Source organism: Pseudonocardia lutea, assembly GCF_042658055.1.
Lineage (GTDB): Bacteria > Actinomycetota > Actinomycetes > Mycobacteriales > Pseudonocardiaceae > Pseudonocardia > Pseudonocardia lutea.
In genome coordinates this window covers 104,572-119,517 of sequence record NZ_JBHSQK010000019.1, presented here as the reverse complement: position 1 = coordinate 119,517, position 14,946 = coordinate 104,572, and the positions used below count along the sequence as shown (strand labels likewise).

The 14,946-nt window shown below is 76.2% G+C and carries 20 protein-coding genes; 7 read left to right on the top strand and 13 right to left on the bottom strand.

From position 1 onward, the window contains the following. Positions 1-173 precede the first annotated feature (173 nt). Complete coding sequence (locus tag ACFQH9_RS10495) at positions 174-1,442, top strand: MFS transporter (RefSeq protein ID WP_379565756.1); 1,269 nt, start codon at positions 174-176, stop codon at positions 1,440-1,442. 3 nt (positions 1,443-1,445) lie between these two features. Here ACFQH9_RS10495 and ACFQH9_RS10490 read toward each other — a convergent pair whose 3' ends face one another. Genes ACFQH9_RS10490 through ACFQH9_RS10480 form a run of 3 tightly spaced genes read right to left on the bottom strand, consistent with a single transcriptional unit; the run spans position 1,446 to position 2,938 of the window. Further along, complete coding sequence (locus ACFQH9_RS10490; protein ID WP_379565755.1) at positions 1,446-2,366, bottom strand: SDR family oxidoreductase; 921 nt, start codon at positions 2,364-2,366, stop codon at positions 1,446-1,448. A gap of 42 nt (positions 2,367-2,408) precedes the next feature. Beyond that, entirely contained in the window at positions 2,409-2,531 is a 123-nt protein-coding gene (locus ACFQH9_RS10485) for a hypothetical protein (RefSeq protein WP_379565754.1), read from the bottom strand. Beyond that, positions 2,528-2,938 (bottom strand): hypothetical protein, encoded by a 411-nt coding sequence (locus ACFQH9_RS10480; RefSeq protein WP_379565753.1) that lies wholly within the window; start codon positions 2,936-2,938, stop codon positions 2,528-2,530. The genes ACFQH9_RS10485 and ACFQH9_RS10480 overlap by 4 nt, the downstream gene beginning before the upstream one ends. A gap of 331 nt (positions 2,939-3,269) precedes the next feature. Between ACFQH9_RS10480 and ACFQH9_RS10475 the strand changes: the two genes are divergently transcribed. The 6 genes from ACFQH9_RS10475 to ACFQH9_RS10450 all read left to right on the top strand — a co-directional run bounded on the left by ACFQH9_RS10475 (position 3,270) and on the right by ACFQH9_RS10450 (position 7,801). Beyond that, the gene (locus ACFQH9_RS10475) at positions 3,270-4,025 is read left to right on the top strand and encodes a sigma-70 family RNA polymerase sigma factor (RefSeq protein ID WP_379565752.1); all 756 of its coding nucleotides are present in this window, start codon (positions 3,270-3,272) and stop codon (positions 4,023-4,025) included. Between the two features lie 42 nt (positions 4,026-4,067). After that, positions 4,068-4,595: a DinB family protein gene (locus ACFQH9_RS10470; RefSeq protein ID WP_379565751.1), complete on the top strand. Its 528-nt coding sequence runs from the start codon at positions 4,068-4,070 to the stop codon at positions 4,593-4,595. Positions 4,596-4,742: 147 nt separating this feature from the next. Beyond that, the gene (locus tag ACFQH9_RS10465) at positions 4,743-5,222 is read left to right on the top strand and encodes a hypothetical protein (protein ID WP_379565750.1); all 480 of its coding nucleotides are present in this window, start codon (positions 4,743-4,745) and stop codon (positions 5,220-5,222) included. Next, positions 5,219-6,622, top strand: coding sequence for a ferredoxin reductase family protein (locus ACFQH9_RS10460; RefSeq protein ID WP_379565749.1), 1,404 nt, complete (start codon positions 5,219-5,221; stop codon positions 6,620-6,622). The genes ACFQH9_RS10465 and ACFQH9_RS10460 overlap by 4 nt, the downstream gene beginning before the upstream one ends. 4 nt (positions 6,623-6,626) lie before the next feature. Further along, the gene (locus ACFQH9_RS10455; protein ID WP_379565748.1) at positions 6,627-7,037 is read left to right on the top strand and encodes an FMN-binding protein; all 411 of its coding nucleotides are present in this window, start codon (positions 6,627-6,629) and stop codon (positions 7,035-7,037) included. Beyond that, positions 7,034-7,801 carry an FAD:protein FMN transferase gene (locus ACFQH9_RS10450; RefSeq protein WP_379565746.1) on the top strand — a complete coding sequence of 256 codons (768 nt, stop codon included), beginning with the start codon at positions 7,034-7,036 and terminating at the stop codon, positions 7,799-7,801. Before ACFQH9_RS10455 ends, ACFQH9_RS10450 begins: the two co-directional genes overlap by 4 nt. Before the next feature lies 1 nt (position 7,802). Here the strand turns inward: ACFQH9_RS10450 and ACFQH9_RS10445 are convergent, their stop codons facing one another. The 10 genes from ACFQH9_RS10445 to ACFQH9_RS10400 are packed head-to-tail and all read right to left on the bottom strand — an operon-like array spanning position 7,803 to position 14,752. Next, the gene (locus tag ACFQH9_RS10445) at positions 7,803-8,897 is read right to left on the bottom strand and encodes a hypothetical protein (protein ID WP_379565745.1); all 1,095 of its coding nucleotides are present in this window, start codon (positions 8,895-8,897) and stop codon (positions 7,803-7,805) included. Positions 8,898-8,939: 42 nt separating this feature from the next. After that, complete coding sequence (locus ACFQH9_RS10440) at positions 8,940-10,790, bottom strand: complex I subunit 5 family protein (protein WP_379565744.1); 1,851 nt, start codon at positions 10,788-10,790, stop codon at positions 8,940-8,942. 2 nt (positions 10,791-10,792) lie between these two features. Beyond that, a complete protein-coding gene (locus tag ACFQH9_RS10435) occupies positions 10,793-11,161 on the bottom strand; it encodes a cation:proton antiporter subunit C (protein WP_379565743.1) in 369 nt (122 codons plus the stop codon). Continuing rightward, entirely contained in the window at positions 11,158-11,892 is a 735-nt protein-coding gene (locus tag ACFQH9_RS10430) for an MnhB domain-containing protein (RefSeq protein ID WP_379565742.1), read from the bottom strand. Before ACFQH9_RS10430 ends, ACFQH9_RS10435 begins: the two co-directional genes overlap by 4 nt. Before the next feature lie 37 nt (positions 11,893-11,929). Next, entirely contained in the window at positions 11,930-12,136 is a 207-nt protein-coding gene (locus tag ACFQH9_RS10425; RefSeq protein WP_379565741.1) for a hypothetical protein, read from the bottom strand. Continuing rightward, entirely contained in the window at positions 12,133-12,432 is a 300-nt protein-coding gene (locus ACFQH9_RS10420) for a monovalent cation/H(+) antiporter subunit G (RefSeq protein ID WP_379565740.1), read from the bottom strand. The genes ACFQH9_RS10425 and ACFQH9_RS10420 overlap by 4 nt, the downstream gene beginning before the upstream one ends. A gap of 2 nt (positions 12,433-12,434) precedes the next feature. After that, positions 12,435-12,689 (bottom strand): monovalent cation/H+ antiporter complex subunit F, encoded by a 255-nt coding sequence (locus ACFQH9_RS10415; RefSeq protein ID WP_379565739.1) that lies wholly within the window; start codon positions 12,687-12,689, stop codon positions 12,435-12,437. After that, complete coding sequence (locus ACFQH9_RS10410) at positions 12,686-13,144, bottom strand: Na+/H+ antiporter subunit E (protein WP_379565738.1); 459 nt, start codon at positions 13,142-13,144, stop codon at positions 12,686-12,688. Before ACFQH9_RS10410 ends, ACFQH9_RS10415 begins: the two co-directional genes overlap by 4 nt. A gap of 59 nt (positions 13,145-13,203) precedes the next feature. After that, on the bottom strand, positions 13,204-14,196 hold the full coding sequence (locus ACFQH9_RS10405) for an NADPH:quinone reductase (protein ID WP_379565737.1): 993 nt from the start codon (positions 14,194-14,196) through the stop codon (positions 13,204-13,206). Between the two features lie 52 nt (positions 14,197-14,248). Beyond that, complete coding sequence (locus ACFQH9_RS10400) at positions 14,249-14,752, bottom strand: GNAT family N-acetyltransferase (RefSeq protein ID WP_379565736.1); 504 nt, start codon at positions 14,750-14,752, stop codon at positions 14,249-14,251. Between the last annotated feature and the right edge of the window lie 194 nt (positions 14,753-14,946).

The following is a 14,946-nucleotide window of genomic DNA, read 5'->3' as shown; positions in this document are numbered from 1 at the left end:
CCGGGTTCCGGGGCCGGGGGCGGGGTCACGGCCGGCACCGCCGGGCCGCCCGAGATCGTCCGTCCATCGGAACAGCCTGTCAATCATGTGCACGCACCTGCATGAATGCGGTGAGCAAGATCCTCTGGATCACGCTGTCGCGCCGCAGGTGCAGATGCTAGTAATGGGCGGTTATGCCCGGAAGCCGGCCCGAGGGCCCTCCCCCCGCACGGGCCGGCCTGCGCCGGTTCGCCGCACTGGCCGACTTCGGCCGCCTGCCCCCCGTCATGCGGCTGCTCGTGGTGACCCAGCTGGCGTTCAACGTCGGCTTCTTCATGGTGCTGCCGTACCTGGCGACGCATCTCGCTGAGGACCTCGCGCTCGCCGGCGGGGTCGTCGGGCTCGTGCTCGGGCTGCGCACGTTCAGCCAGCAGGGCCTGTTCGTGGTGGGGGGCGCCCTGGCCGACCGGTGGGGGGCGAGACCGGTGATCCTGACGGGCTGCGCTCTGCGCGTCGCGGGGTTCGTGCTCCTCGGCGTCGCGACGGCGCTGCCCGGCGTGCTGGCCGGGGCGCTGCTCACCGGCTTCGCGGCCGCCCTGTTCTCCCCGGCCGTCGAGTCGTCGCTGGCCCGCGAGGCCGGCGAACAGGAGGAGGTCGGCGGGGTGGCGCGGGCGGACGTCTTCGCGATGTTCGCCGTCTCCGGGCAGGTCGGGTCCGTGGTCGGGCCCCTGGTCGGCACCGCGCTGCTGCTCGTCGACTTCCGGCTGGCCTGCCTGGTCGCCGCCGGGGCGTTCGTGCTGATCCTGGCCGCGCACGCGGCGTGGCTGCCGCGCCGGCCCGCCCCGCACGCCGGCGAACCGCTCCTCGCCGGCTGGGCGGAGGTGCTGGCCAACCGGCGCTTCCTCGCCTTCGCCGCGGGCTACTCGGGCCACCTGCTCTGCTACAACCAGCTCTACCTGGCCCTGCCCGCCGAGCTCACCCGCGCGACCGGGGGGCAGGCGGCGTTGGGCTGGCTGTTCGTGCTGGCCTCGGTGATGGTGATCGTCGGGCAGCTCCCCGTCACCCGATGGGCGCGGCGGCGCGGCGGGCTCCGGCCGCTGGTCCTCGGGTTCGTGCTCATGGCGGCCGCGTTCGCGCTGGTGGCGGTCGCGGTCGCCGCCCTGCCCCCGGCACTCTGGCCCGCGGTGGCGTTCGTCGTGCTGCTCACCGCGGGCCAGATGCTCGCCGTCCCCCTCGCGCAGGACCTCGTGCCCCGGCTGGCCGGGGAGCGCCGGCTCGGCGCCCACTTCGGCGTGCTGTCCTCGGCGGGCGGGCTCGCGGTGCTCGTCGGCAGCACGGGCGCCGGCGCGCTGCTCGACCCCGCCGTCGCCCCTCCCGTGGTCGCCTGGGCGGTGCTGGCCGCGGTACCGCTGCTCAGCGCGTTGGTGATCGGCCGGCTGGCCCGGCGCGGGGTGCTGGACTGAGGCTCACCGGTACCCGGTGGTGTCGGCCGGCTTGCCCGCGTCCTGCACCTCCACCACGTAGCGCCAGGCATCGGGGCGTGAGCCGTCGAGATCGTCGACGCCGTAGACCTGCGCGAGCTCCCCGCTCGAGGTCGAGCGCCCGGTCCAGCGCGCCCGGTCCGGGTCCGCGGCGAGCGCCGCGATCCCCCGCCCGACGAACCGCGGCGTCTCCGAGATGGCGAAGTGCGGCACCGTGGTCAGCGCGTCCCGCCACGTCTCCTCGGTCACGCCGTAGTGGTCGAGCATCGCCTCCGACCGCAGCCAGCCGGGGGTGACGGCCACGGCCGTGCCGCCGTGCTCGCGCAGCTCGTGCGCCCAGCTGCGGGCCAACCGGATCGGCGCGACCTTGGCCAGGTCGTAGTAGACGGTCAGCCGGTAGTTCTCGGCGTTGTACTCGGCGGTGCCGTCCGTGACCTCGACGGCCAGCCCGCCCGGCTCGCGGACCAGGAGCGGGAAGGCGTACCGGGCCGTCACGAGATGGGTGTCGATCGCGAGCCGCAGCAGGTGCAGGCCGTCGCCGAGCGAGTGCTCCCAGACGGGCCGGAACCACTCGGTGAGCGGGTCGCCGCCGAAGATGTCGTTGACCACCACGTCGAGCCGGCCCTGCTCGGCGTCGATCCGCGCACACAGCTCCTCCACCTGCGCCGGGTCGAGGTGGTCGACGACGGCCGGGACGACCCGCCCCGGCAGGCCCGCCGCCAGCTCCGCGGTCTCCTCGATCGTCTCGGCCCGGCCGTACTCCGACGGCCTGCCGCGCGTGCTGCGCCCGGTCGCGTAGACCGTGGCCCCGGCGGCCGCGAGCTCGAGCGCGATCCCCCGACCCGCTCCCCGGGTCGCCCCGGCGACCAGCGCGATCCGCCCCTGCAGTGGTGCCCCGTCGATCATGCCGACCACGGTGCCGGGCAACCCTGACAGGTGCCGTCAGGGTCAGGGTGTCCCGCCGAGGTCGAGGGTCCGCCGGCCGGCGGCGACCACCCCGCCGAGGACGTCGGCCAGGACCTCGAACCGCTCCTCGGCCGACCGGGCCACGACGCAGGCGTGACCGGTCACGCCGCCCCTCCGCCGCCGTCGACGGGGAAGCCCAGCCGGACCGTCGTGCCCAGGGTCGAGTGGAGGACGGTGACCTGCGCGAGCTCGGCGGCGACCCGGAGGCCGCCGCCGGTGTCCGTGCCCGGCGACGCCCACGGCAGCCCGCCGTTCGCGTCGATCCGGATCCGCACCGCGTCGTGGCCGGAGCACCACCGGACGCGCACCGGTCCGGCGTCCCGGTCCAGGGCCTGCCCGACGACCTCGTCCACCGCGATCATCAACCCCGCCTCCCGGTCGGGCGCGAACCCGCGCTCCCGGGCCAGCCGGCCGAGCTCGTGGCGCAGACCGGCGAGCTGGAACACCCCGGCGATCTCGACGTCCAGGGCGGCCGGACGCCGCCCACCCAGCCGTTCACGCACCACCCGCATCCCGCACCACCTCGTCCCGGCCCGCACCCTCGCTCGGCCGCGGCCGACGGCCGCGCCCTGATGGCCCGCCCTGATCGCCGCGGCATGCCCCCGGCGGGGCCGGCCAAACCCGCTGCGGCCCACGGGCCGCCGCCGCCCGGCGCGTGGCGAGGCGAATCCCGTACCGGTGGTTTGGCGCCGCTCCGCCCGGGCAACCGGCCGGCACCCTCGCTCCCGAAGGACGAGGCCTCCCGTCGTTGGGCAGGCAGCGGCGGATCCGGGCGTCCACGTCCGGCCTCACCTCCGGCGCACGCCGGAACCACCCCCCGTGAACGGCAGGAGGCTGCGCACGGTGACCGTCCCCAGCGACTACGCCCGGCACGTGCCGACCCTCGCGGAGTACGCCGGGCTGCCCTGCGACGATCCGCGCCGGGCGGGCCTGCGGTCCGCGCTGATCCTCGCGTTCCTGCCGGTCGTGCAGCACATCGCGCGGCGCTACGGCGACGACGCCGCCCGTGAGGACCTCACGCAGGCGGGCGTGATCGGGCTGATCCACGCGATCGACCACTGGGATCCCGACGCGGCCCGCGGCGACGCGCTCGGCTACGTCGTCCCGTGCGTGCGCGGGGAGATCCTGCGGCACCTGCGGGACCGCACGTGGTCGGTGCGGGTGTCGCGGCCGGTGAAGGAGCTGGTGGTGGCGATCGACAAGGCCACCGGGCCGCTCACCCAGCGGCTGGGCCGGGCGCCGCGGCCCAGCGAGCTCGCCGAGCACCTGGGGGTCGACGTCGAGGAGGTGATCGACGCGATCACCGTGCGCGCCGAGCGGCACAGCGCCAGCCTCGACATGTCCACCGAGCCCGGCGAGCCGCCCCTCGCGGAGCGGCTCGGCGACGCGGACGCAGACCTGGACGGGGTGGAGTTCCGGCGCAGCGTGTGGCCGCTGCTGGCCGCGCTTCCCGAGCGGGAGCGGCGGATCGTGCTGCTGCGCTTCTTCGGCAACAAGACCCAGTCCGAGATCGGCGAGGTGGTCGGGCTGTCGCAGATGCACGTCTCCCGGCTGCTCGGCCGCGCCCTCGCGACGCTGCGGCACGGGCTGACGGCGTGAGTCCCGCTCCCCGCGCGGCGCCCGGTGCGCGAGGATCCCGAGGTGACCTGGACCTCCCCCGCGCCGGCGCCGCCCGCCGGGCCGCTCTCCGACGGGCCGCTGACCGGTGACGAGCGCGCGATCCTCGAGGGCTACCTCGCCCACCAGCGGGTGACGCTGCTGCGCATCTGCGCCGGGCTGACCGCCGAGCAGCTCGCGGCGCGCCCGGTGTCGCCGTCGACGCTGTCGTTGCTCGGGCTCGTCCGGCATCTCGCCAAGGTCGAGCGGGTGTGGCTGCGGCAGCGGGCCGGCGGCGAGGACGTGCCGCCGCTGCACGGCGGCCCGGGCGACGACACCGACTTCCACGCCGCCGACCCCGCCCGCGCGGCGCAGGAGGTCGAGGAGCTGCGGGAGGAGTGGCGGCTCGCCGACGCGGCCGCCGCGGGCGTGCCGCTCGACCACGAGGTCGACTTCCGCGGGCGGGCGATGTCGCTGCGCATGGTCTACCTACACCTGATCGGCGAGTACGCCCGCCACAACGGTCACGCCGATCTCCTGCGGCAGGCGATCGACGGGGTGACCGGCCGCTGAGTGCCGGGGGCGGCCACGGGAGTGGCCGCCTCTCGTCGGCGTCACCCGGTTCGCCCTCCTGACACGCACAGCCCGCTCACAGCCCGTCCACCGACGGCGCCCACGGTCGGCCCGGAACCTGGCCGTCACCGATGCCGAAGGAGCACCGTGAGCAACGACCTGTCCCCCAGCGGGTCCCGCTGGGAACCCTTCTCCTCCCCGCGTCCCGTCCTCGCGCACCCCGACGACCGCCCCGAGCACGCGGACCCCGCCACGCCCGCGTTCGACGACCCCACGGACGTCCGGGCCGCGCCTCCCGTCCACGACATCACCCCGACCACGCACCCGGTCCCGGCGGGACCTCCGGGCGGACGCCGGGCCGTCCGCCGGACCGTCGTGCTGGTCGCCACGACCGCCGGCCTGCTGCTCGCGGGCGGGGCGGGCGGCTACGCGCTCGGGCACGCCACCGCCGGGCCCGGCGACACCGCGGGAATCACCGGCGCGACCGGGGGTTTCGGCGGCGAGCGGCACCGCTTCGACGGGCAGGGCCTCGACGGGCAGGGCCTCGGCGGGCAGGGCCTCGGCGACGGCGGCCCGCAGGGCGGCACCGTCGGCACGCCGGACGCCGCCACCGGACCGCAGACGTGAGCATCACCCTCGAACCTCCCACCGCGCGGCACGGCACCCGGGTCGACACCCGCCCGGCTCGTACCGACGCGGTGATCCGCTCCCTGGCCGGCGTGCTCGCGGCGGCGAGCCTCGTGGTCGTCACCTCCCTCTGGCTCGCCGGCGGCGGGATCCAGGACCTCGGCTCCTGGGCCGACGGCCTGACCTCCCTGGGCCGCTGGACCGGGCTGCTCGCCTCGGACCTGCTGCTGGTCCAGGTGCTGCTCATGGCGCGCATCCCGCCGCTGGAACGCGCCGTCGGGCAGGACCGGCTCGCCCGCGCGCACCGGCTCGCCGGCTTCACCTCGTTCACGCTGATGCTGGCGCATCTCGTGCTGATCACCTGGGGCTACGCCGCCGGCCGGATCACCGCCGTGCCGGGCACGTTCTGGGACCTGACCGTCGACTACCCGGGCATGCTGCTGGCCCTGGCCGGCACCGTCGGCCTCGTTCTCGTCGTGGTGACGAGTGTGCGGGCGGCCCGCAGCCGGCTGCGCCACGAGTCCTGGCACCTGCTGCACCTGTACGCCTACCTCGGTGTCGGGCTCGCCCTGCCGCACCAGCTGTGGACCGGCCAGGAGTTCCTCTCCTCGACGGCCGCGGCGGTCTTCTGGTGGACCCTGTGGGCCGCCGCGGCGGCGGCCGTGCTGATCTGGCGCGTCGGGCTGCCCGTCGTCCGCTCGCTCCGGCACGACCTGCGGGTGACCTCGGTGGTCCCCGAGGCGCCGGACGTCGTGTCGGTGTACCTGACCGGCCGGCACATGGACCGTCTCCCGGTCGCCGCCGGGCAGTTCCTGACCTGGCGTTTCCTCACCGGTCCGGGCTGGACCCGGGCCCACCCGTACTCGCTCTCCGCCGCGCCGGACGGGCGCAGCCTGCGCCTCACGGTCAAGGCCCTGGGCGACGGCAGCCGGCTCGTCCGCAGCCTGCGGCCCGGCACCCGGGCGCTGGTCGAGGGTCCGTACGGCCGGCTCACCGCCCGACCCCGCACCCGCGACCGCATCGCGCTCATCGGCGCCGGTGTCGGCGTCGCGCCGCTGCGCGCCCTGGCCGAGGCGCTGCCCTACGCCCCGGGCGACGCCGTGCTGCTGCAGCGCGATACCGGCGCGCCGCTGTTCGCCGCGGAGTTCGACGTCCTCGCCCGGGAGCGGGGCCTGCGGGTGCACTGGCTGCCCGGCCCGCGTCGCGCGCCCGACTCCTGGCTCGGTGACGGCGCCGGGCCGGCCGACGACCTGACCGTCCTGCTCGGCCTGATCCCCGACGTCGCCCGGCGCGACGTGTACCTCTGCGGCCCCGAGGCCTGGTCCGCCTCGGTCCGCCGGACCCTGGCCGCGGCCCGGGTGCCGGAGAACCGCGTCCACCACGAGAGCTTCGGATGGTGATCCCGTGCGCCGCATCCTGACCTGGTTCCTCGGCACCGTCGTCGTGGTCGTGCTGCTGTTCGGCTACAGGACCTCCACCGGTGCCTCGGCCACGCCGACCACGGACACCGTCGTCGCCGCGCCGGGCGCCGGCACCGGCTCCACCGTCACCGGCTCCGTCGCGCAGACCCGCTGGGGCCCCGTCCAGGTGACGATCACCGTGGCCGACGGGAGGATCACGGACGTCGCCGTGCCGCAGTACCCCGACGGCAACGGCAAGGACCAGCAGATCAACGCCTCTGCCCTGCCCGTCCTCACGCAGGAGACGATCAGCGCGCAGAGCGCGGACATCGACATGGTCAGCGGGGCCACGGTGACCTCCGAGGGCTACGTCCGGTCCCTCCAGAGCGCCCTCGACCAGGCGGGCCTCGCATGAGCGCACCCGCCCTGCCCACCGCCGCACCCCGGCCGGTCCGGTATGTCGACCACGTCATGGGGATGCCGGTCAGCCTCGCCCTGCGCGGCCGGCACACCGTCGACGTCCGGGCCCGCGACGCCTGGGCCGGCGCGCTCGCCGTCCTCCGCGAAGCCGACCGGGTCTTCAGCACCTACCGCACCGACTCGGTCGTCTCCCGGCTGGACCGCGACGAGCTCGCCCCGGAGGACTGCCCGCCCGAGGTCGCGGAGGTGCTGGCGATCGGCGAGGCGGCCCGCCGGGACTCCGCCGGCGCGTTCGACGTCCGGCGGGAGGGCCGCCTCGACCCGTCCGGCGTGGTCAAGGGCTGGGCCGTGGAGCGGGCGGCCGCGGCCCTGGTCGCGCTGGCCGACACCGACTTCTGCCTCTCCGCGGGCGGCGACCTGACCTGCCGCACGCTCCACCCCGACGACGCGCCGTGGCGGATCGGGATCGAGGACCCGCGCGACCCGCGGCGGCTGGTCGCGGCGGTCCCGGTCCGCACCGGCGCCGTCGCGACCTCGGGCGCGGCCCACCGCGGCGCCCACGTGGTGGACGCGCGCACCGGGCGGCCGCCGGCCGGCGTCGGCTCGGTCACCGTGATCGCCCCGTCGCTCACGGTCGCCGACGTCGACGCCACCGCGGCCTATGCCCTCGGTACCGACGCCGCGGCCTGGCTCGCCGCGCGCGGCCGGACCGGGCTGGTCGTCGCGGTCGACGGCACCGCCACCGTCGTCGGCGGCTGAGTCACTCGCCGTGGGTCTGGAGCTGCGCCGCCAGGTTGCGGCGCTCGCGCTGCCGGTGGCCGTAGGCGACCTGCCGGACGGTCTCGTCGTCCTCCAGGCCCGAGCCGACCGCCCCGGCGACGACACCCATGACCGTCGCGAGGACCACGATCCGGACGTAGTCGGACAGCGCGGCGGGATGGCCCAGGGTCCGACCCAGGTACTCCGCCGGAATGATCACCGCCGCGACGATCGAGTTGAGCACCAGCAGGGCCAGCGAGAACAGCCCGGTCCCGGCCGTGAGCGTGAGGACCGTCCCCACGTTGAGCAGCCGGTCCACGCCGAGCTCGTGGGGCCCGCGCTCCCACAGCCGGTGCCCCGCGATCAGCCAGGCCACGAAGATCGCGACGGAGCCGACGAACGCGAGGGCGAGCCGCCAGGCGTCGAGGTTGGTGGCGAGCTGCCAGAGGTTCGAGTAGAGCAGCCCGAAGGCCGAGCCCGCGGCGGCGCCGGCGAGGGCGGCGCCGAGCCCGACCGTCAGGCGCCACGGCCGGTTGGTGCGGACCATCCCGGCGAGCAGCCGCAGCGTGCCGCGCCGGGTCAGCACGGTCTCGTCGGGGTCCTCCGCCTCCGTACCGGGTTCGTGGAGCAGGGCCGCCCGGCGCGTGGGACGGCGCGCCGCCGGGGCGGCGTCGATCCCGAGCAGCCGCCCCACCAGGTCGACGACGGCGTCCCGGGCCCGCGGCAGCAGCCGCACCCCGCCGAGGGCGGGCACGGACACGACCGCGACGCGGTCCTGCTCCCCGACCTGCGCGACGACCGGGACGCCGCTGGACTTGGCCGGCACGTCCGTCAGGCACACCGCGACGTCCCACCGGGTGCGGCGGACCCGCTCGCGTGCGCGGTCGAGGGCGCGCTCCCCGCGGTCGTTCGCCTCGAACGGCTCGACCACGGTCTCGACCCGCCAGGTGCGCGGCGCGTCCAGTCGCGCGGCGAGGACCTGCGGCAGGCCCTCGGCGAGGCGGGCGGCCAGCTCACCGGGCAGGTTCGGGTCGGCCAGCAGGCCGACGACGGTGACGGGCCGGGCGTCGGGATCGGGGATGGGCTCGTCCGGCATACGGAAGGGCTACCCGGCCACCCGGCCCGTTGCACGCCCCGTTCACCGGGCGAGCAGGGGCAGCCCGACCAGCGCGCCGAGCACGGCGACCCCGACGAGCAGCCAGGCGACGTAGTCGCCGATGTGGCCGGAGTGCAGGGCCCGCAGCCGCGCGACGGCGGCCGTGAGGGGCCGCACCGCCGGACCCGACGCCGGCAGCGGGATCCGGTGGCGGAACAGCGCGGCGGCCGCGAGCAGCACCGCGAGCAGCGCCGAGACGATCCCGAGCACCACCCCGGAGGTCGTCCAGCCGGAGGGGTGGGACGGCGGTGCCGGGTGGGCGGGGACGCCGAGCGCGGCGCCGAGATAACCCGCTCGGTCCAGGAAGTGGTCGGCGGCCCCGGCGAAGGCCTGCGGTACCGCCGGCAGCACGCCGAGCAGGAGCCCGCCCGCGAGCAGCGCGACGATCGGCCCGAGCATCGTCAGCGGTGCCCGCGTCAGCAGGCCCCCCACCTCGGCCTCCTCGCGGCCGCTCGTGTCCTCCTCCCCGGTTCGCTTGTCCGGCGCGGCGCCCGCGCCGAAGTAGATGCGGCACGCGGCCCGGAGCACCGCCGCGCCCGTCACGGCGGACACGAGCACGAACAGCGCGGGGGCCCACGGCACCCCGGTCTCGGCGACCGCCTCCTCGGCGACGGTCTTGCCGAGCCCGACCCCGAAGGGCGGCAGACCGGCGAGGGCCAGCCCGGCCAGCAGCATCAGCCACGGCAGCACCCGGGCGCGGCGGCCCCGGCCGTGCAGGTCGATCTCGTCGACGCTGCCGTAGCGGTCGAGGATCACCCCGGCGATCAGGAAGAGCGACGCCTTGACCCCGGCGTGGCCGACCATGTAGAGCGCGGCCCCGGAGGTGCCCGCCGGGCCGAGGGTGCCGAGCGCGATCGCGAACAGCCCGACGTGCGCGATCGTCGAGTACGCCAGCAGGCGCTTGAGGTGGCGCTGCAGGAAGCACAGCAGGGCCCCGAGCAGCGCGGTGGCCGTGCCCAGCACCAGGAAGGTCCGGTGCAGGTCCGCCGCCGGCAGCACCGGCCCGAATACCACGGTCGTCACCCGGAACACCCCGTAGAGCCCCAGCTCGACCATGATCCCGGAGAACAGGACGCACACCGGCGTGGGCGCGACGGCGTGGGCGTCGTCGAGCCAGAAGTGGAAGGGGACGAGCGCGGCCTTCACGCAGAACCCGGTCAGGACGAGCACGAACCCGCCGACGACCAGGGCCGACGGCGACCTGCCCGCCAGCGCGACCGCGAGCGGGGCCAGGCCGAGCTGCCCGGTCGCCGCGTACAGCACCCCGATGCCGGTGAGTGTGAGGTACGCTCCGAAGGAGTTCACGACGCCGAAGGCGAGCGCCCCCTGCACCGCGGTCGGGTCCTCGACCTTGAACCCGGTCAGCGCGTAGGCGACCGCGCCCATGAGCTCGAAGAACACGAACATGTCGAACAGGTCGCCGCTGAGCACGAACCCCGTCGTGCCGGCCAGGAAGAGCAGGACGAGGGCCTGGAAGTGCGCGCGGGCGGAGTCGAGGTAGCGCCAGGTGTAGACCAGGGCGGCGACCGTGAGGGCCGCCGCGATCACGGCCGCCCCGGCCGCGAGCGGGTCGGCCACCAGGGCGATGCCGAGCGCGGGGCCACCGGGGCCCCAGCCCCCGATCCAGGTCGCGAGGTGTCCCGCCGGATCCCCCGCAGTGCGCACGAGCAGCAGCACGTCGAGGGCCAGGACCACGGCGGCGACCGCGACCGCGGTCCCGTCGGCCAGGGGGCGGGGCACCCACCGCCCGACCGAGAGGAGCAGGCACGCCCCGACGACCGGGACACCGACCGCGAGCGGGGCCAGCGCGGACACGGGGTCGGACGGCGCCATGGTCAACCCCGCAGCGAGGTCAGCTCGTCGGGATCGAGCGTGCCGTGCCGCTTCGCCACCTGGACGGCCAGCGCGAGCAGCAGCGCGGTCACGGTGGCCGCGACGACGACGTCGGTCAGCGTCATGGCGTGCACCACCGGATCGACGACGGGGCTGCGGGCCGCGACGTCCGGCGGGGTGGTGCCGTCGAACACCGGAGGGGACGCTCCCGACTGGTAACCGATCGCGATGAGCAGCACGTACGTCCCGGACTGGGCGATCGACAGGCACACCACCGCGTGCACCAGGTTCCGGCTGCGCGCGATGCCGAAGGCGCCGGCGAGCAACAGCCAGGCCGCGACGAGGTAGGCGTACACGTGCAGGAGGCTCACCGGCGCTCCACCCGCAGCGCCTGGTCGAGAAAGTGGCCGAGCAGCACGACCACCCCGGAGGCCACCTCCAGGCCGACGGCCACGTTCAGCAGCGACACGATGCCGCCGGACGCCAGGGACCCGAACGTGCCGAGGGGCAGCACGTTCGCGAGGAAGGAGCCGGCGGCCACGAGCCCGGCGAGGCCGACCGCGACGAAGGCCGTGGTCCCGACCGCCTCCCCCACCTCGAACGGCGAGAAGGTCCGCAGCCGCTCCAGCGCCCGGAACCCGCCGGCCAGGTAGAGCAGGTGCAGCCCGGTGCCGAGCACCACGCCGCCCTGGAACCCGCCGCCCGGGGTGAGGTGCCCGTGGGCGACGAGGTCGAGGCCGAGCACCAGGGTGACCGGCAGCAGCAGGTACCCGACCAGCCGGACCGCCTGCAGCGGCGGTCCGCCCTCGGGCACCTCCGTCCGTTCGCGCTCCTCGCGGCCGGGCCGCAGCAGCACCGCCGCGCCGACGACCGATCCGAGCAGGATCGTCTCCTCCCCGAGGGTGTCCAGGGCGCGCAGGTCGTAGTTGACACCGGACACGACGTTGGCGGTGCCGTGGGCGAGCGCGGCGGCCACGGCCGCGTCCCGGTAGGGGTGGAAGGTGTTGCCGAAGGGCGGCATGCCGACGACCGTGACCACCAGGAGCACGCCGACGGCCGCCGCCGCGACGGCGAAGACGACCAGGCGGGCGCGGCGGGTCATCGATGCCGCCGCGCCCGGCGCAGGGCCAGCATCACCATCAGGGGGACGACGGCGGCGCCGACGGTGATCTGGGCGAGCGCCACGTCGGGGCCTGGAGCACGAAGAACAGCACGGCGAGCGCCAGCCCGAACACCGACAGGGTCACCGCCTGGCGGGCGGGGTCCATGGTCACCACCACCGCGGCACCGGACACGGCGACGAGCGTCAGGGCGACCAGCACGGTCGCCAGTGCCACGCCACTCATCGGTCCCCCTCCGCGCCGGCCCCGGCGGTCCGCGCCAGCAGGCGGCCGGTGGCGCTGCCCAGCACCGGCCCCGTGAGGGCGAGCAGGCACACGGTGACGAGGATCTGGGCGGTCGACGTCGTCCAGCCGTTCGAGATCGCCAGGCCGAGGCCGACGAGCGGGCCGCCGACGGAGGTCACCGGTGTGATCAGGTGCAGCCGGACCAGGACGTCCCGCGTGAGGAGCGCCCGCACGGCGGCGAGCACCACGACCAGCACCCCGGCCCCGGTCGACACCGCCGAGACCACCTGCGTCACGTTCACGGGTCCTGCCGGAGCAGCCGGGTGAAGACCAGCGTCCCGGCGAAGGAGAGCACCACCAGCACCAGCGGCACGACGAGCAGCGAGGACTGCCCGCCCGCCTGGGCGAGCACGAGCAGCAGCAACGTCGTCACCGCGGCGACCAGCTCGAGCCCGACCAGCCGTTCCACGGGGCCGCCCCGCATGCCGAGCCAGGCCGCGGGGAGGAGCCCGCCGGCGAGCAGCGCCAGCCCGGCGACGTACCAGACGATCACGACCGCACCACCTCCGACGCGTCCGGGCGGCCGCTGCCGAGCGCGTGCACGACGAGCGCGCGCCGGCCCCGCTCGTCGAGCACCACGCTGCCCGGCGTCGCGGCGACCGCGATCGTCGCGAGCGCGCGATACGTCTCCTGGGCGGCGGGGTCCCGGCCGCCGCCGACCTCGGGAAGCACCACCTCCCGCACTCGGGGGTGGTCGGTCCGGCCCAGGAGCACGCGGACGGTGTCGGTCACCGCGCCGACCACCACCGCGGGCAGCCGGCGCAGCGCCGCCGGGTGCACCCGCCAGCGCGAGCGGAGCGCCCGCCGGGCGAGCAGGGCGACGACCGCGCAGGGCACCGCGCACACCGCGCCGACGACGAGATCGGGCGTGGTCACGGTGGACACGGTCGCGACCCAGACACCGGTGAGCACCGCCCACCACACGAGCACCTCGACGATCCGGAGCATGCCGGGCTGTACCCGACCCGCTCCGCCCGACACGTCGGGGTTCGTGCGACCGCCGAGGATCACCCGATGTCGACCAGCACCTTCCCCGTGGTCCCGGACTCGACGGCCTCGTGGGCGGCCGCGATGTCGTCGAGCGCGAAGCGGTGCACCGGCAGCGGGCTCAACGCCCCCTCCGCCACCGCGACCGTGAGCTCGCGCGCGGCGGCGGCCAGCTCCGCCCGCGGCACGCCGTAGAGCAGCACGAACCGCAGCGCGGCGTTGGCCGTCATCAGCCGGCGCACCGGGATCGTGGGATCCTGGGGGGCGGCGGCGTAGGTGACGACGGTGCCGCCGTTCGCCAGCAACGCCAGGTCGAGGTCGAGGTTCGCGCCGAGCGCCACCTCGACCACCCGGTCCACCTGCGGGACCAGCGCACGGATCTGCTGCTCCGCGTCGGGTTCCCGGTAGTTGACGACGAGATCGGCGCCGGCCTGCTTCGCCAGCTCCGCCTTCTCCGGGCCGGAGACCGTCGTGACGACCGTGGCGCCGGCCCAGCCGCCGATCTCGACCGCGAAGTGGCCGACGGCGCCCGCACCGCCCGCGACCAGCACGTTCGTGCCGTGCGGGGAGCCGCCGGCGAACAGGCAGTGGTACGCGGTCATGGCCGGCACCCCGAGACACGCGCCGAGCTCGTCCGACGCCGACTCGGGAAGCGGGACGGCCTGCTCCTGCGGCACCACGCAGCACTCGGCCGCCGTGCCCCACTCCGCCAGCGGGGCCCCGCCCGGGCCGCCCGGGGAGGCGAGCCAGAGCCACACCCGCTGCCCGACGCGGCCCGGGTCCACGCCGTCGCCGACGGCGTCGATCTCCCCGACGCCGTCCTGGTGCGGGATCCGGACTCCGTCGAAGGGCCGGGCGGTCGTGCCGTCCCGGGTCTTCACGTCCGTCGGGTTGACCGCCGACAGCCGGACCCGGACGCGGACCTGCCCCGGCCCGGGCCCGGGGGTGTCGACCTCGCCGACCCGCAGGACCTCCCGCGCAGGGCCGGTGCGGTCGTAGAACGCTGCTCTCATGACGCTGCCCTCATGGGACAGGCCTACCCTGCCGGCGGCGTCGGCACCACGTTCAGGCCTTCGTCCGCCCGGCCGTGCCGGCGGGGACCCGCCCACCGGGCAGGACGGCGTGCACCGCGTCGCCGCTCTCGACCAGCACCGCGCCGAGCTCGCGCAGCACCGCGACGGCGGCCGCGTTGTCCGCGGTCGTCTCGGCGACGACGGGCCGGCCTCCCGCTCGGGCGACCAGCTCGCGGACGGCGGCGCGCCCGATCCCGCGACCGCGCGCGCCACGGGCGAGCCAGAGGCCGACCTCCAGCCCGTCGGCGACCGGTTCGAGGCGGCCCGCCCCGACGACCGTGTCGCCGTCGAGGACCGCCCAGGTGCGCTCCACCGGCGCGACCGCGCCGACCGAGCGGCTGCGGTGGAAGGTGAGGAAGGCGGCGCGCGCGGCGTCGGTCCAGCCCGGGGCACCGACCACCGGCGGCATCACCTCGCCCGGCTCGGCACCCGCGACGGCGGCGTCGAGCAGGGCGACGAGCAACGGCTCGTCGAGGGCGCGCAGCGTGACGGTCACGGCGGCGAGTCTGGTGGGTGGGCGCCGCGGGGTCGACCCAATTCGCGGTGAACAACCCGTGCCGGCGCCCCGACCGGCGGGGACGTCGGGACGCCGTGAGCGCGGCCACCGCGGGTGGGAGCAGTCTGGCGCGGTGAGCACCGCGGCCGGCGCCCTGCCCGACCTCGTCCGGGAGCGCCCTCCCGGGCCGGGCG

Bases quoted from the DNA above. Each gene is read 5' to 3' on its own strand.
- ACFQH9_RS10495 (WP_379565756.1), top strand. From the start codon at position 174: ATGCCCGGAAGCCGGCCCGAGGGCCCTCCCCCCGCACGGGCCGGCCTG.
- ACFQH9_RS10490 (WP_379565755.1), bottom strand. From the start codon at position 2,366: ATGATCGACGGGGCACCACTGCAGGGGCGGATCGCGCTGGTCGCCGGG.
- ACFQH9_RS10480 (WP_379565753.1), bottom strand. From the start codon at position 2,938: ATGCGGGTGGTGCGTGAACGGCTGGGTGGGCGGCGTCCGGCCGCCCTG.
- ACFQH9_RS10450 (WP_379565746.1), top strand. From the start codon at position 7,034: ATGAGCGCACCCGCCCTGCCCACCGCCGCACCCCGGCCGGTCCGGTAT.
- ACFQH9_RS10445 (WP_379565745.1), bottom strand. From the start codon at position 8,897: ATGCCGGACGAGCCCATCCCCGATCCCGACGCCCGGCCCGTCACCGTC.
- ACFQH9_RS10440 (WP_379565744.1), bottom strand. From the start codon at position 10,790: ATGGCGCCGTCCGACCCCGTGTCCGCGCTGGCCCCGCTCGCGGTCGGT.
- ACFQH9_RS10430 (WP_379565742.1), bottom strand. From the start codon at position 11,892: ATGACCCGCCGCGCCCGCCTGGTCGTCTTCGCCGTCGCGGCGGCGGCC.
- ACFQH9_RS10425 (WP_379565741.1), bottom strand. From the start codon at position 12,136: ATGAGTGGCGTGGCACTGGCGACCGTGCTGGTCGCCCTGACGCTCGTC.
- ACFQH9_RS10410 (WP_379565738.1), bottom strand. From the start codon at position 13,144: ATGCTCCGGATCGTCGAGGTGCTCGTGTGGTGGGCGGTGCTCACCGGT.
- ACFQH9_RS10405 (WP_379565737.1), bottom strand. From the start codon at position 14,196: ATGAGAGCAGCGTTCTACGACCGCACCGGCCCTGCGCGGGAGGTCCTG.